The organism is Anoxybacillus sp. P3H1B (assembly GCF_001560855.1).
GTDB classification, from domain to species: Bacteria; Bacillota; Bacilli; order Bacillales; family Anoxybacillaceae; genus Anoxybacteroides; species Anoxybacteroides rupiense.
This window is the reverse complement of sequence record NZ_LPUG01000009.1, coordinates 128,033-142,725: the sequence shown is the minus strand read 5'-3', so window position 1 is coordinate 142,725 and position 14,693 is coordinate 128,033. Positions and strand designations below refer to the sequence as shown.

Here is a 14,693-nt window from a genome sequence, read left to right as displayed (position 1 = left end):
TAAAAAAGAGGAGGTTGCCATGGAAAAACAAGCTCAACTTCGGGAATATATCGATCAGGTGGCTGAATGGGCGAAGCAATTGGAAGCATGGTGGAGGGGGCATGATGATCCCGATATTCACTACGATTTTAATAGACTATGGAGTCGTTTGAAGGAGCAAGAGGAATGGACAGACGTGGAAGTGTATGAGCTGCAAGGAATGGCTACTCAGCTTTATGAAAAAACCGTGCGGTTGATTCAAGAACAACCGCTGGATTCGGTAGCCGATAGAGAAAACGAGATGGAGGAACAGAGAGAAGCGCGTGTCCCAATCGGTAGGCATCAATTGCCGCCGCTTCCTTATCGCTATGATGCACTTGAACCCCATATTTCCGAAGAAATTATGCGCCTGCATCATACAAAACATCATCAAAGCTATGTCGACGGATTAAATCAAGCGGAAAAAATGATGCAAAAAGCGCGGGAAACTAATCAATATGGTTTGCTGAAGCATTGGGAGCGCGAGGCTGCATTTCATGGATCTGGACATTATTTGCATACGATTTTTTGGAACAATTTGACGCCTAATGGCGGCGGAAATCCACACGGTAGGCTGCTTGAGCAAATAAAAGAGGATTTTGGAAGTGTGGAGCGCTTTAAGCGACATTTTACGGAAGCAGCCAAAAGCGTCGAAGGTGTGGGATGGGCTATTCTTGTTTGGGCGCCGCGTCCTGGACGTTTAGAAATTTTACACACAGAAAAGCACCAATTCATGACGCAATGGGATACGATTCCTTTGCTTGTGCTTGATGTTTGGGAACACGCCTATTATCTGCAATATAAAAATGACCGTTCTGCCTATATTGAAAGCTTTTGGAAGATTGTGAACTGGCGCGATGTCGAGGAGCGATTTGTCCAAGCGAGCCGTCTACGTTGGAAGCCATTTTAACACCATCCATCGAGAAGCCTCCCACCTCTACACGAAGGGAAGATGGGGGAGGTTCATTCTATACGAAGAGAAGGATGTCCCAAAAGAAAGGGACGTCTTTTTTATTATAAAGATGGAACGAATGGTGTCTGTAAAAAGCACGGTGACAAACATCGCATGATTGTCATTCGATTGGGCTGTCGGATCTTCAGACAAAGATTCTAGACCGTTTTCCCACCTTGCCAATGATGTGTGATCTTTGCGGAGACTTGGACATTTCCAAGCATATCCGCTCAGCTGATGCATACACTTGTACAAAACGGCAAAAGGGATGGGGATTACATGGAGCAAAAGAAACGATGGATGATGTTCATCATAGCGCTTGCGGTCATTTTTTCATGTATTCCGATGCGAGCGGAGGCCCAAGGAGTTAGTGCGCAAAGTGCGATTTTAATGGAGCAATCCTCTGGGCGCATTTTATTTGAAAAGGATGCTTTTACGAAACGGCGTATCGCTAGCATTACCAAAATTATGACAGCGATTATTGCGATAGAGTCAGGAAAAATGAATGATACCGTTACGGTGAGCTCTCGTGCAGTGCGAACAGAGGGGTCATCCGTTTATTTGAAAGAAGGGGAAAAAATCAAGCTGCGCGATCTTGTCTATGGTTTGATGCTCCGTTCTGGTAATGATGCCGCTGTCGCTATCGCTGAGCATGTGGGCGGAAGTGTGGAGGGGTTTGTTTTTTTAATGAACCAAAAGGCGCTGGAAATAGGAATGAAAAATACGCATTTTGCCAATCCGCACGGTCTTGATGACTCGGAGGATCATTACTCAACCGCTTATGACATGGCATTATTAATGCGCTATGCTATGCAAAATAAAGAGTTTCGCAAGATTTCCGGGACGAAAACATATCGCGCGCCAAACCCTGATGAAAAATGGGACCGTATCTGGCGCAATAAAAATAAACTACTAACGAACCTTTATGAATACTGCACGGGCGGAAAAACAGGATATACGAAGAAGGCGAAGCGAACGCTTGTCACGACTGCTTCTAAAGAAGGATTGAATTTAATTGCCGTGACACTGAATGCCCCTGACGATTGGAATGATCATATTTCTATGTACGAATATGGCTTTGACCATTATGTGGTGGCAAAAATAAACAGCAAAAAAATGGGTCGGAAAGTGGACGATCGCTTTTATCGCTATCATATTCAGGCCACTCGCGATTTGCGATATCCGGTTACTGACAAAGAAATGAAAAAGCTGCGTCTCCATGTTCAACTCATTCGTCCAAAAAAGCAATGGAAAAAGGATCAAGAACTCGTTCCCAAAATTGTCGGTAAGGCCACTCTGTACTTGAATGGAGAGGCAGTAGATGAAGTGCCGCTTTTATATAAGCCTTCTTTGCGGCAAACGTCAAAAGACGCTGCTGAACCAGTTTGGAAGCAAGTTTTCTTTTTAGGTGTGGGCGGCAATGGTTAATCTTATTTGGGCTATGCTGGCACTCGTCGGAATTGTTTTTGCGATGTTTAACGGAACCATGAATGAAGTGAATGAAGCGGTATTCAAAGGAGCGAAAGAAGCGGTTACCATCAGCATCGGAATGATAAGTATCTTAGTGTTTTGGCTTGGCTTGATGAGAATTGCTGAGCATGCAGGTTTGCTTACGAAGCTGGCGCATCTATGCAAGCCGCTCGTCCGCCGCTTATTTCCAGAAGTGCCGGCGGATCATCCGGCAATGGGATATATTGTTTCGAATATGATCGCTAATATGTTTGGCCTTGGAAATGCAGCAACGCCGATGGGAATTAAGGCGATGGAGGAATTAAAGAAACTCAATGGGAATCGCGACACAGCCAGCCGTTCAATGGTGACATTTTTAGCGATGAATACGTCGGGAATTACATTGATTCCAGCCACAGTGATTTCGATCCGCATGACCTATGAATCATCAGCGCCGGGGGAAATTATTGGAACGACTCTTGTTGCCTCAGCGATTTCAACGATAGGTGCGATTTTCATTGATCGCTATTATTATTGGAGGCGAACAAGAGGTGGAAAGCGATGATGGAGATTGTTCAAATCATTTCGCTGTGGCTGATTCCGCTCACCATTGGTTTTATTTTATTATACGGCACATGGAAAAAAATACCTACCTATGAGTCATTTGTTGAAGGGGGCAAAGAGGGAATTTCCATTGCTGTTTCGATTATTCCTTATCTAGTCGGTATGCTTGTCTCCATCTCTATTTTTCGTGCATCCGGCGCTTTAGATTATATGATGAGATTTATAAAGCCATTAGCTGAAGCGATTGGTCTTCCTGCAGAAGTGGTGCCATTAGCCATGGTAAGGACGATTTCAGGAACAGCGGCGCTAGGGATGACGACAGATTTAATTGCAACATACGGCCCTGATTCATTTGTAGGAAGACTTGCTTCAACAATTCAAGGCAGCACGGAGACGACATTATATGTGCTGACCGTTTATTTTGGGGCTGTCGGCATCCGTAAAATGGGGGATGCGCTAAAGGTCGGAATTTTAGCTGATATTTTGAGTTTTGTTGTATCCTTTATCATTATATTGCTCGTATTTGGAAGATAAAGCGGCCGGCTCGGCTGCTTTTTTATTTGCTTGAAAAAACAAGGGTATGATAAAAATAGGATGGTGTACCTGCCAGACTGTTGACGAACTCTTTCTTTTTGCCCGTTCGCTTATGAATGGTCTTGGCCCGATTAATCGTTTCATTCGAATGTGTTTTTTGTCTACCAAGCATTTTCAAGACAGTCAAATATGAAACATTCTCATAAATGAATGAGGCCAAATCGTTGTAGACAAAGTCGGCATAGACGTGGTCTACAATCTCGTACTTGTATCTTTTTGTCGAAAAGAGTAAGATGGTTGAAGAGGTGAAAATGATGGAACGGTTACAAAAAGTGATTGCACATGCTGGAATTGCATCACGCCGAAAAGCTGAGGAGCTTATCTTACATGGAAAAGTAAAAGTAAATGGAAAAGTGGTGACAGAGCTTGGCTTAAAGGTAGGTCCTCAAGATAAAATCGAAGTGGAAGGGATTCCGGTCGAGAGAGAAGAGCCTGTATACTATCTTCTTTATAAGCCGCGCGGTGTGATTTCAAGCGTTCAAGATGATAAAGGCCGAAAGGTTGTTACTGACTTTTTCCAGGATATTGATAAACGAATTTATCCCATTGGGCGCTTAGATTATGATACATCCGGTATCTTATTATTAACAAACGACGGCGATTTCGCGAATCTTCTTATGCATCCACGCTACGAAATCGAGAAGGTATATGTGGCGAAGGTTAAAGGAATTCCAGCGAGGGCCCAGTTAAAGCAGCTGGAAAAAGGAATTTTGCTTGAGGACGGGATGACCGCACCGGCAAAAGTAAAAATGCTTTCATTGGATAAGCGGAAGAAAACAGCGGTCATTGAGATTCGCATACATGAAGGACGCAATCGTCAAGTGCGCCGCATGTTTGAAGCAATCGGCTGTCCGGTTATGAAATTGAAACGGGAAAGATATGCCTTTCTCGATTTAAAAGGATTGAATCCTGGCGATTATCGCGAACTATCCCCGCATGAAGTGAAGCAGCTGCGCGCGCTTGCGTTATCTGGGAACGGCATTCACAAATAACCGGAAACTTTTCTCATTTGTCACATAACATTCATAGAATTTTCATTATGAATATAGTGAATATTGCTATAATGATAGGTGGCACATCTTTTATTTGGGAGAGTTAGTGTGATGAAAAAGCAGCGACTTGTTTTACGAACCGTGATTTTAATTGTATTGCTAGGAGCGGTTGGGTATACCATCTATTCAAACTTTTTTATGGAAAAAGCAGAGATCAAGGTTGGCGCAGAGGCTCCTGATTTTGTATTGACAGATTTGCAAGGAAAAACGCACCGTCTGTCTGAATATCGCGGAAAAGGCGTGTTTTTGAATTTTTGGGGCACATGGTGTAAGCCGTGTGAAAAGGAAATGCCTTACATTAGCCGACAGTATGAAAACTTTAAAAAGCAAGGAGTCGAAGTGCTGGCGGTGAATGTAGGGGAGCCGAAATTAAGCGTACAAAAATTCGTAGACCGGTATCAGTTGACATTTCCAGTTGTCATTGACCGTGAGGACCAAGTCATGAACGCTTATGAGATTGACCCGTTGCCAACGACATTTTTAATCGATAAAGATGGCAAAATTACGAAAATTATTACCGGAACCATGACAGAAGAAATGATTAAACAATACATGGAAAGCATTAAACCGTAGGGAGTTTTTGATTATGGAACAAGTAAAATGCGAATGTGGCCACGTCAATCCATACGGTACCGTGTTATGCGAATCTTGCGGAAAGCCGCTGGAGCATACGGCGAAACCGTTGCTGGATATGCGCTATGAAGGGAGCGCTCGGCGTTCCCAAACCTATAACAAAACAATCATTGATAAAATTTGGAATTTCTTTTCGTCTGTCAAGGTCGGAGTATGGCTCATTGTGATAACGCTGATTGCTTCGGCGATTGGTACGATTTTTCCACAAAAAATGTATTTGCCGCCTAATGTGACGCCTGCCGAATATTATGAGGACCAGTATGGCTGGGCGGGAAAGTTATACTATGAGCTAGGGTTTGATAATTTGTATGGTTCATGGTGGTATATTCTGCTGCTTGCATCCATCGGGGTATCGCTTGTGATCTGTAGTTTAGACCGAGTTGTGCCTCTTTATCGTGCGCTAAAAAAGCAAGGGGTGACACGCCATGAATCATTTTTGCGCCGTCAGCGCTTATTTAGCGCAACAAGCATGGAAGATGAATCTTTTTTAGAAACCGTCAAGCAGCGTTTGGCGAAGCGGCGGTATCATGTTCGCGAAGAAAACGGTAATATTTTGGCGGAAAAAGGCCGGTTTTCGCGATGGGGTCCATATGTCAACCATATCGGACTTATCATTTTCTTGATTGGCGCCATGCTTCGCTTTGTACCAGGCATGTATGTGGATAAGGTACTTTGGATTCGCGAAGGAGAAACGAAAGAAATTCCCGGAACAAACGGCCAGTATTTTTTAAAAAATGAAAAATTTGTTTTTGAAACATATGAAAAAGGAAAAGACAATCCGGCTTTTAATGAAGCGATTGATCGTGTCGGAAGCGGAATGGTGGCGAAAACCTATCAAACAACTGCGGTGCTATATAAGCGAGTAGGTCCAACTGTGCCTGGTGAAGAACCGAAGTTAAAAAAAGTGAAAGAATATCGCATTCGTGTCAACGACCCGCTTAAGTACGACCATTACGCATTGTACCAAGTAGATTTTAAGCTGAATGAATTGAACAAAATGTCCTTTGAGCTGATTGACAAACAAACGGAAACCGTATTTGGAAATCTTTCAATCGATTTAAATAATCCGAAGCCATCTTATGATTTAGGAAAAGGCTATCGGGTGGAGTTGCTCAGCTACTTTCCTGATTTTTATTTTGATGATGACGGCAACCCGGCGACAAAATCGCGAGTTCCTAACAATCCGGCCTTTGTTTTTAAAATGTATACGCCGGACAAGCCAAAAGGAGAGGTAAGCTTTGTGGCCATTCGCCAGACAATTGAACCGTTTGGTGATAACAAATATAAAATGGCGTTTGCTGGCGTAGAGACAAGAAATGTATCTGCGCTGACGGTGCGCCGAGATTTTACTTTATGGATTTTGGGAGTCGGCGGAGCCATTTTTATGATTGGCGTTATTCAGGGAATGTATTGGAATCATCGCCGCATTTGGCTTAAACTTGTTAACGGGGAAGTGCTGCTGGCTGCTCATACCAATAAAAACTGGTTTGGTCTGAAAAATGAAGTGAGAGCTATTATTGAAGGAACGGGATTAATGATGCCGATCGATCAGGCAGAGGAAGAGAAGAAAGAAGCGCAAGGGGGAAAAGGGAATGGCGCAACTAAGTAGTACGCTGCTATATATCGCATTCGTTCTGTATTTAATTGGCACATTTTTTTTCGGTGGAACGATTCGCGATAAAAAAGATCGACCACAAACGAACCGTTGGGCAACGATTGGGATTGTGATTACCATTGTAGGCTTTCTGTCTCAGGTAGGATATTTTATTACGCGATGGATTGCAGCTGGACATGCTCCTGTCAGCAATCTGTTTGAGTTTACTACTTTTTTCGGAATGATGCTTGTCGGCGCATTTATTATCATTTATTTCATTTATAAAACAAGCATTCTTGGCGTCTTTACACTACCGGTTGCTCTTCTTGTGATCGCTTATGCCAGCATGTTCCCGCGGGAAATTACACCGCTGATTCCGGCGCTGCAAAGCGATTGGCTACATATCCATGTCACAACCGCTGCTGCGGGAGAAGCGATATTAGCGATTAGCTTTGCGGCAGGATTGATTTATTTGATTCGTGTAGTCGATCAGTCCAAATCGTCAAAACGGACATTTTGGCTGGAATTTGTGCTATTTTGCTTGATTACGACTCTCGGGTTTGTTGCGGTTTCTAGCGCCTTTGGACTCGCTGATTATGAAGCCAAATTTAAATGGGTTGATAAAAATAAGGAAACGCAAGAAGTGGTGTATCAAATGCCGGCGCTTGTCGGTCCGCATCAATGGACTCTGGAAAAGCAGAGCGCGGACCGTCTAAAGCCGCTTGTAGAAATGCCGGCCATCATTAATGCCAAAAAGCTGAATACCGTCATTTGGTCATTATTTGGCGGTGCAGTGCTTTATTTGCTGCTGCGTCTCCTATTGCGGAAGCGTGTTGCTGCTGCGCTACAGCCGTTTGTCAAAAACGTCAATTTAGATTTAACTGATGAGATTGGTTATCGTGCAGTTGCGATTGGATTTCCTGTGTTTACGCTTGGAGCGCTGATCTTTGCTATGATTTGGGCGCAAATTGCCTGGACACGTTTCTGGGGATGGGATCCGAAGGAAGTATGGGCGCTGATCACATGGCTTTTTTATGCTGCGTTTTTGCACTTGCGCTTATCGAGAGGATGGCATGGGGAAAAGTCTGCATGGCTTGCGGTGATCGGTTTTGCGATTATTATGTTTAACCTCGTTGCGGTCAATTTAGTTATTGCTGGATTGCATTCTTATGCCGGCTCATAAGCATCAGCGAAAAAAGGGGTATCCTCTCAAGGGATCCCCTTTTTCTTGTTTTTGGATAGTAGTTTCAGGATAACATATTCATATTATAGAAGAAACTCCCATTTGTTCATGTTGATATCGATTTGGAGTGAACAATCGACATAAAGGAACAATGACAACGCTTCAATGGATAGAAAGAATAGGGGGAAAGGGTTGCGAAATCTGGAATCAGCTCGCATTGATTTTATATCGACACAACTTACCGCGTCAGCATTTGTTCCTAAGCGTTCAGACGATAGCCGATATCGGTGCTTGATCACATACGTTGGCATGACCGAGGACAATCACCGATTTACTTCAATTGTAAAAAAATAGGAATTCTCGTTTTTAAAGCATCAGTCGCATCTTCTCATGAATGGGTCGTTGTTCAGGATTTTTTCGCCTGAACGTCTTTCGGCTGTTCCAAATGGACAATGTTCGCATTGGTTTGAATACGGAGTTAAGCCGTTTTTTATGGCCGCGTTCGTTACGAGGATTTTCAACCATTGGCTTTTGCAGATGCCATTCGTTCCATCTTTAAGTTGTATTTATATAGATAAAATGGTGCGGTTTTTGTAAAATAGTGAGCAAGGGAGGATGTTCAATATGGATAAACAAATCAAAATTTTAGTTGTTGATGATGAAGAGAGGATTCGCCGTTTGCTGAAGATGTATTTAGAACGTGAGGAGTATGTGATTGAGGAGTCTGATAATGGGGGGGATGCCCTCAAAAAAGCGTTGGAAAATGATTATGATTTAATTTTGCTTGATTTAATGTTGCCGGGTAAGGACGGCGTAGAAGTATGTCGAGAAATACGTGAAAAAAAGGCAACACCAATTATTATGCTGACCGCTAAAGGAGAAGAAGCGAATCGCGTGCAAGGGTTTGAAGCCGGCACGGATGACTATATTGTAAAGCCGTTTAGTCCGCGCGAAGTCGTGCTACGAGTCAAAGCTTTGCTTCGCCGTGCAGCCAATATGACTTATGTCCAAACGGATACAACAGCGAAGGATGTGCTTGTGTTTCCACACTTAACGATTGATAATGATGCCCATCGCGTGACGGCTGATGGAAAAGAAGTCAGCTTGACGCCAAAGGAATATGAGCTGCTGCTATTTTTAGCTAAATCGCCTGATAAAGTATTTGATCGCGAGCAGTTGTTAAAGGAAGTGTGGCATTATGAGTTTTTTGGCGATTTGCGTACAGTGGATACACACATTAAGCGGCTTCGTGAAAAATTGAATAAGGTTTCCCCAGCCGCTGCTAAGATGATTGTCACCGTCTGGGGAGTGGGGTATAAATTTGAGGTTGTGAATGAATGATGTGGTTTTTGCGGAGCGTCGTCGGGAAGCTATGGGCGACTATTTTGCTTCTCGTTTCATGTGTTTTATTCATTTTAACCATTCTATTATTAAAGTTTTTCGAAACCTATCATGTGCAGGAGGCAGAAAAAGAGCTCACACAGCTGGCCGTCAGAGTATCAGAAGTGATGCAGGAGCATCGGGATGAAGCGCTTGCCCGTTCGATTGCGGCAACGTTAGTGGGAAATACATCCAAAGCGATCATTGTCGCGGATAAAACTCACTATTGGTATTTGCCGGCTAGCTCACAGATTCGTGATTTGCCGATATCGTTTGTGGAAGAAGATCAAGAGCTTCGCGCAGTCATCACAAAGCAAAAGCAAGTGAAAAAGAAAACCTATTTGCCTAGTCTTCAAGCAAAAGAAGATCGTTATAATGAATGGTTGATTGTAGGTGTGCCTGTTGCTCTGAACGATGGAAAACACGGCGCCGTGTTTGTTTACCAATCGCTGAACGCCGTGGAGGATACGACCCAGCAAACGAAAAGGCTCATTTTTCTGGCTGCGTTTATTGCCATTGTCATGACAACCGTATTTGCGTTTTTTTTGTCCACGCGCATTACCGCGCCGCTGCGCAAAATGCGGCAAGCCGCTTTTGAAGTGGCGCGTGGCAAATTTGACACCAAAGTCCCGATTCTAACGCATGATGAAATTGGGGAATTGGCGATGGCGTTTAATCAGATGGGAAGGCGTTTGCAGTTTAATATTAATGCCCTTAATCAAGAAAAAGAGCAGCTGGCTAGTATTTTAAGCAGCATGGCAGATGGAGTCATCACATTCAATCGCGATGGGGAAATTTTAATTACCAATCCGCCCGCTGAGCGTTTTTTGCAGGCTTGGTATTTTGAACAAGGAAATGAAAGCGAAGCCATGGCAGCCTTGCCGCCGCAAGTAAAAGAACAGTTTGCCCGCGTGGTAAAGGAAGAAACAAGACAGGTGGCAGAGGTGACGCTGCAAGGGCGGACATGGGTGATTTTAATGACGCCGCTTTATAATCAAACCGCTGTTCGTGGAGCCGTGGCGATGCTGAGGGATATGACGGAAGAGCGCCGCTTGGACAAGCTGCGCAAGGATTTTATTGCCAATGTATCACATGAATTGCGCACCCCTATTGCCATGCTACAAGGGTATAGCGAAGCCATCATTGATGACATTGCGGCAACAGATGAAGAGAAAAAAGAAATGGCAAAGGTAATCTATGATGAATCGTTGCGAATGGGGCGACTTGTCAATGATTTATTGGATTTGGCGCGAATGGAAGCCGGACATATTACGCTCAATTATGAAGATGTTCAGCTTCGGCCATACATTGAACGGGTGACTCGCAAATTTCAAGGATTAGCGAAAGAAAAGCAAATTGATTTATCTACAGAGTTTCGGAGTGAGGATTTGCATATAAACATGGATCCGGATCGCATCGAACAAGTATTGACCAATTTGATTGACAATGCCCTTCGCCATACAGAGGAGAACGGCATGGTGAAGGTGGTTGTCGAACAAACGGGAGAAGGGGTATCCATTCATGTGCAGGACTCGGGATCAGGCATTCCTGAGGAGGATTTACCATTTGTATTTGAGCGCTTTTACAAGGCGGATAAGGCACGTACTCGCGGACGTTCTGGCACAGGGCTGGGGCTTGCCATCGCTAAAAATATTATCGAGGCGCATAAAGGTACGATCCATGCTCATAGCAAGCTCGGCGAGGGGACAACGTTTACGTTTACGTTGCCGCTGAACGAAACAAAGGGTGTCTAAAAGCGTTTGAAACATTCGCTTTTCAGACACCCTTTGCACTTACTTGCCGGACGGCAAAGAAACAAAAATGGTGGTTCCTTTTCCTTTCGTTGATTCGACTTTGATGTCGCCGTGATGCATGGAAACGATTTTTTTGACAATTGTAAGCCCTAAGCCATTTCCGCCTTCAGAGCGATTTCGCGAGCGGTCTGCTTTATAAAACCGTTCAAACATATGCATTTTTTCCTCTTCAGACATGCCAATCCCTGTATCGGAGACAGCGACCTGAATCTTTTGTCCGCTTTGAGACACACTGATTGAAATTTTTCCTTTTTGGGGAGTAAACTTAATGCTGTTATGGAGCAAGTTCACCCATACTTGATCGAGTAAATCTTTGTCCGCCACAATTTCGGTTTTATCGAGCACGATATCGATGTCAATGGCTTTTTCTAGCCACTGCGGCTCGCAAGCAAGCACAATGTTTTTTAGCTGCTGATCCAGCCGGTATTTTTTCGGTTCAAATGGATGATGCTCTGATTCAAGCGAGGTCAGCTTTAAAAGGTTATCGCTTAATTTCGACAGCCGTTTGCTCTCAGTTTCGATAATATGAAGATAGCGGGCGCGCTGCTCGGCGCTGAGCTTGCCATTTTTCAACGCATGGATAAAGCCGATAATCGATGTTAGCGGCGATTGAATTTCGTGAGAGACATTGGAAACAAATTCTTGCCGCAGCTGTTCCATTTCGCTTAATTCTTGGGCCATTCGGTTAATGCTTTCTACAAGCTCATTAAACGGAGAATGCGGCGAAATGGATTCAAGCCTGATGTTAAAATTTCCGTTGGCAATTTGCTCAAATGATTTTTTCATGGAATGGAAAAATTCCATTTGTTTTGCCCGCCATCCCCCCATTTTCTCAAGAAATTGAACGGCTACTCCCAGAATGAAAAGGCCGACGATAAAATTAATCAGCTCGCGCACATAATCGGACGGATGGTAATGAAAATGGCGGTACAAGTAATTCGTTAAGAAAAAAGCGATCGTCCAACAAGAAATTAACGAAAAGATCCCGATGAAAAAACGCCATATGAAAAGAAAGATGGAAGGACGCTTGTTCACGGCTGCTGCACCTCTAAGCGGTAGCCTAAGCCGCGGACAGTTATGATTTTAAAGCCGCTCTTTTCTTCAGAAAATCGTTCGCGCAACCGTTTGATATGGACGTCGACGGTTCGTTCATCCCCTTCATAATCATAGCCCCAAATATCTTCAATTAATTCATCTCTTGATAGTGTCCTTCCAGGATAGCTCGCTAGCTTGAATAAAAGCTCAAATTCTTTTTTCGGAATCGTGAGCATAGAATCGTCCCACGTGATCGTGTAAGTTTTCTCATCAAGCAACAGCCTTCCTGCTTGCACTGTGTGCGAATTCGCGATGCGGTAGCGTTTCAACAAGGCTTTAACCCTTGCTATCAGCTCCATTGGTTCAAAAGGCTTGACTAAGTAGTCATCCGCCCCCAGCTCAAATCCCCTCACTTTTTGTGATGTCTCGCCTTTAGCGGTAAGCATTAAAATGGGGATATCGGCAAAATGCCTAAGTTCTTCGCACAATTCCCAGCCGTCCATTACCGGCATCATAATATCGAGAATGGCCAGATCTATTTTGACGGTTTCTAGCAATCGAAGCGCCTGCCGGCCGTCAGCCGCTTCATAAGTTTCAAACCCCGCGCTTTCAAGCAAAACTTTCAAAAGCTCGCGAATATGATCATCATCATCCACAATCAATAACTTTGCCATACGTTCTCATCCTTTAGCCGTATTTTTTTGCATTTCTTCATGAAGATGCAATTGTTGGATGGCGAATTCTCGATAAAGCGCATGGGTGGCAAACAGCTCTTGATGCGTCCCCATTCCCGTAATCTCGCCTTTTTCCATGAAAATGATTTGATCAGCGTTGATGACCGTCGATAATCGATGGGCAATCACGATCGTCGTTCGCCCTTTCATTAAGTTTTGCAGCGCTTTTTGCACCGCCATTTCCGATTGGCTGTCGAGGTTGGACGTGGCTTCGTCCAATAATAAAATGCGCGGGTTGCGCAGCAGCGCGCGGGCGATGGCGATGCGTTGGCGCTGCCCGCCGGAAAGCTTGATGCCTCTCTCGCCGACCTCTGTTTCATATTTTTGTGGCAATTCTTCAATAAACGGAGAAGCATAGGCCATGTCGGCTGCCCATTTTAATCCTTCGTCACTTACTTGATGATCAAGCCCGTAGCAAATATTGTCACGAATCGTTCCAGCGATAAGCGGACTTTCTTGAGATACATAACCAATTTGCTGGCGCCATGAAGATAAAGAAAGGGCATGAATAGGTTTCTCGCCGAGAAAAATGCTGCCGCTTGTCGGTGTATAATACCGCTCTAAGATGGAAAAGAACGTCGTTTTTCCTGAACCGCTCGGGCCGACGATCGCTGTCACTTTTCCCGGTTCAATCGTAAAGTTTACGTTCTTTAAAATCGGTTCACCGTTTTCATATGAAAACGATAAATGATTGACATGGATCGGTTCATCAATGCGAGCGACTTCTTCTCCAGACAGATAGTCTTCTTCCTGCTCGCGCAGCGTGGCTATGATGCGTTGTGTGGCTCCCATCGCTTTTTGCAATTGTGTAAAGAAAGTACTGAATGCAGCAAGCGGCATGACCATCTGGAAAAGATATAAAATGTAAGCAACGAGCCCTCCGGCCGTCATTGCCCCTGTAGAAACCCGATATCCGCCAAAGCCGAGAATGACAACAAGCAGAAGCATAAGCACAATTCCCATCAATGGCATGACCATGGCCTGAACTTTTGCTTCCTTCAATCCATAGCGAAATAAATGCGAAATGCCTTTTTTTCCTTTTTCATATTCAAGCTGTTCGGCATTGGATGATTTCACAAGGCGAATTTCTGACAGCACTTGTGTAATAAAAGCAGTAAATTGCGCCGTTTCATCCTGCAGCCTTTTAGAGTTTTTAAACATTTGTCTTCCTAACGGGATCATAATGCTAACGGCTAGTGGAAGCAGAATAAAGATAATCAACGTCATTTTCCAATCTAAGTACAGCAATAATGCGACAGAGCCGGTTATGGAAATAATGCCATTGAAAAAGTTGGCTGTATGCTCTGTAATTAATCCTTTCACAATAGCGGTATCATTTGTAATTCGGCTAACCGTTTCCCCTGTACGATGACGATCATAGTACGGAATGGTCAAATGCAGCAGCTTCTGCCATACTTGTTCTCTTAGTCTGGATACAACCGTTTCTCCTGTATAGTTAATCAAGTAGATGGAGAAGCCGCTAGCGATCGTTTGCGCAATAAAGGCGCCAACAAGCAAAATGATCGTCGTTTTATTTAATGATGAAACGGTGAAGCCATCGATCATTTTTTTCGTAAATAGCGGAATCGTTAAGCTGACGATGGAAGACGCCACGCTTAAGAATAGCGCAATAATCATGATCATTTTAGGCGGCTTCGTTGCTTGAATCATCCAGATAAACGAGCGCCAGT

Annotated in this window: 13 protein-coding genes; 10 read left to right on the top strand and 3 right to left on the bottom strand. The window is 43.9% G+C overall.

Annotated features, from left to right (window positions below; all coding sequences use genetic code 11):
- Positions 1-19: 19 nt before the first annotated feature.
- From AT864_RS01010 to AT864_RS00965, 10 genes are all read left to right on the top strand, one after another.
- Positions 20-928 (top strand): superoxide dismutase, encoded by a 909-nt coding sequence (locus AT864_RS01010; RefSeq protein WP_066145601.1) that lies wholly within the window; start codon positions 20-22, stop codon positions 926-928.
- 321 nt (positions 929-1,249) lie between these two features.
- Positions 1,250-2,398, top strand: a complete 1,149-nt coding sequence (locus tag AT864_RS01005; protein WP_066145597.1) for a D-alanyl-D-alanine carboxypeptidase family protein — start codon at positions 1,250-1,252, stop codon at positions 2,396-2,398.
- Positions 2,391-2,984, top strand: coding sequence for a nucleoside recognition domain-containing protein (locus AT864_RS01000; protein WP_044742189.1), 594 nt, complete (start codon positions 2,391-2,393; stop codon positions 2,982-2,984). The genes AT864_RS01005 and AT864_RS01000 overlap by 8 nt, the downstream gene beginning before the upstream one ends.
- Positions 2,984-3,517, top strand: a complete 534-nt coding sequence (locus AT864_RS00995) for a spore maturation protein (protein ID WP_044742190.1) — start codon at positions 2,984-2,986, stop codon at positions 3,515-3,517. The genes AT864_RS01000 and AT864_RS00995 overlap by 1 nt, the downstream gene beginning before the upstream one ends.
- Before the next feature lie 314 nt (positions 3,518-3,831).
- The gene (rluB, locus tag AT864_RS00990) at positions 3,832-4,569 is read left to right on the top strand and encodes a 23S rRNA pseudouridine(2605) synthase RluB (protein ID WP_066145594.1); all 738 of its coding nucleotides are present in this window, start codon (positions 3,832-3,834) and stop codon (positions 4,567-4,569) included.
- A gap of 111 nt (positions 4,570-4,680) precedes the next feature.
- The gene (resA, locus tag AT864_RS00985) at positions 4,681-5,202 is read left to right on the top strand and encodes a thiol-disulfide oxidoreductase ResA (protein ID WP_066145592.1); all 522 of its coding nucleotides are present in this window, start codon (positions 4,681-4,683) and stop codon (positions 5,200-5,202) included.
- A 13-nt stretch (positions 5,203-5,215) separates the two neighbouring features.
- Complete coding sequence (locus tag AT864_RS00980; RefSeq protein ID WP_066145589.1) at positions 5,216-6,871, top strand: cytochrome c biogenesis protein ResB; 1,656 nt, start codon at positions 5,216-5,218, stop codon at positions 6,869-6,871.
- Positions 6,855-8,039, top strand: coding sequence for a c-type cytochrome biogenesis protein CcsB (ccsB, locus tag AT864_RS00975; RefSeq protein ID WP_066145586.1), 1,185 nt, complete (start codon positions 6,855-6,857; stop codon positions 8,037-8,039). The genes AT864_RS00980 and ccsB overlap by 17 nt, the downstream gene beginning before the upstream one ends.
- A gap of 624 nt (positions 8,040-8,663) precedes the next feature.
- A complete protein-coding gene (locus tag AT864_RS00970) occupies positions 8,664-9,380 on the top strand; it encodes a response regulator transcription factor (RefSeq protein ID WP_044742195.1) in 717 nt (238 codons plus the stop codon).
- Positions 9,380-11,173 (top strand): ATP-binding protein, encoded by a 1,794-nt coding sequence (locus AT864_RS00965; protein WP_082741628.1) that lies wholly within the window; start codon positions 9,380-9,382, stop codon positions 11,171-11,173. The genes AT864_RS00970 and AT864_RS00965 overlap by 1 nt, the downstream gene beginning before the upstream one ends.
- Positions 11,174-11,212: 39 nt before the next feature.
- Here AT864_RS00965 and AT864_RS00960 read toward each other — a convergent pair whose 3' ends face one another.
- From AT864_RS00960 to AT864_RS00950, 3 genes are read right to left on the bottom strand one after another with little or no spacing between them, the layout of a single operon-like run.
- On the bottom strand, positions 11,213-12,268 hold the full coding sequence (locus AT864_RS00960) for a cell wall metabolism sensor histidine kinase WalK (RefSeq protein WP_082741623.1): 1,056 nt from the start codon (positions 12,266-12,268) through the stop codon (positions 11,213-11,215).
- Entirely contained in the window at positions 12,265-12,942 is a 678-nt protein-coding gene (locus AT864_RS00955) for a response regulator transcription factor (RefSeq protein ID WP_066145579.1), read from the bottom strand. Before AT864_RS00955 ends, AT864_RS00960 begins: the two co-directional genes overlap by 4 nt.
- Positions 12,943-12,948: 6 nt before the next feature.
- Positions 12,949-14,673: an ABC transporter ATP-binding protein gene (locus tag AT864_RS00950; protein ID WP_156450487.1), complete on the bottom strand. Its 1,725-nt coding sequence runs from the start codon at positions 14,671-14,673 to the stop codon at positions 12,949-12,951.
- Between the last annotated feature and the right edge of the window lie 20 nt (positions 14,674-14,693).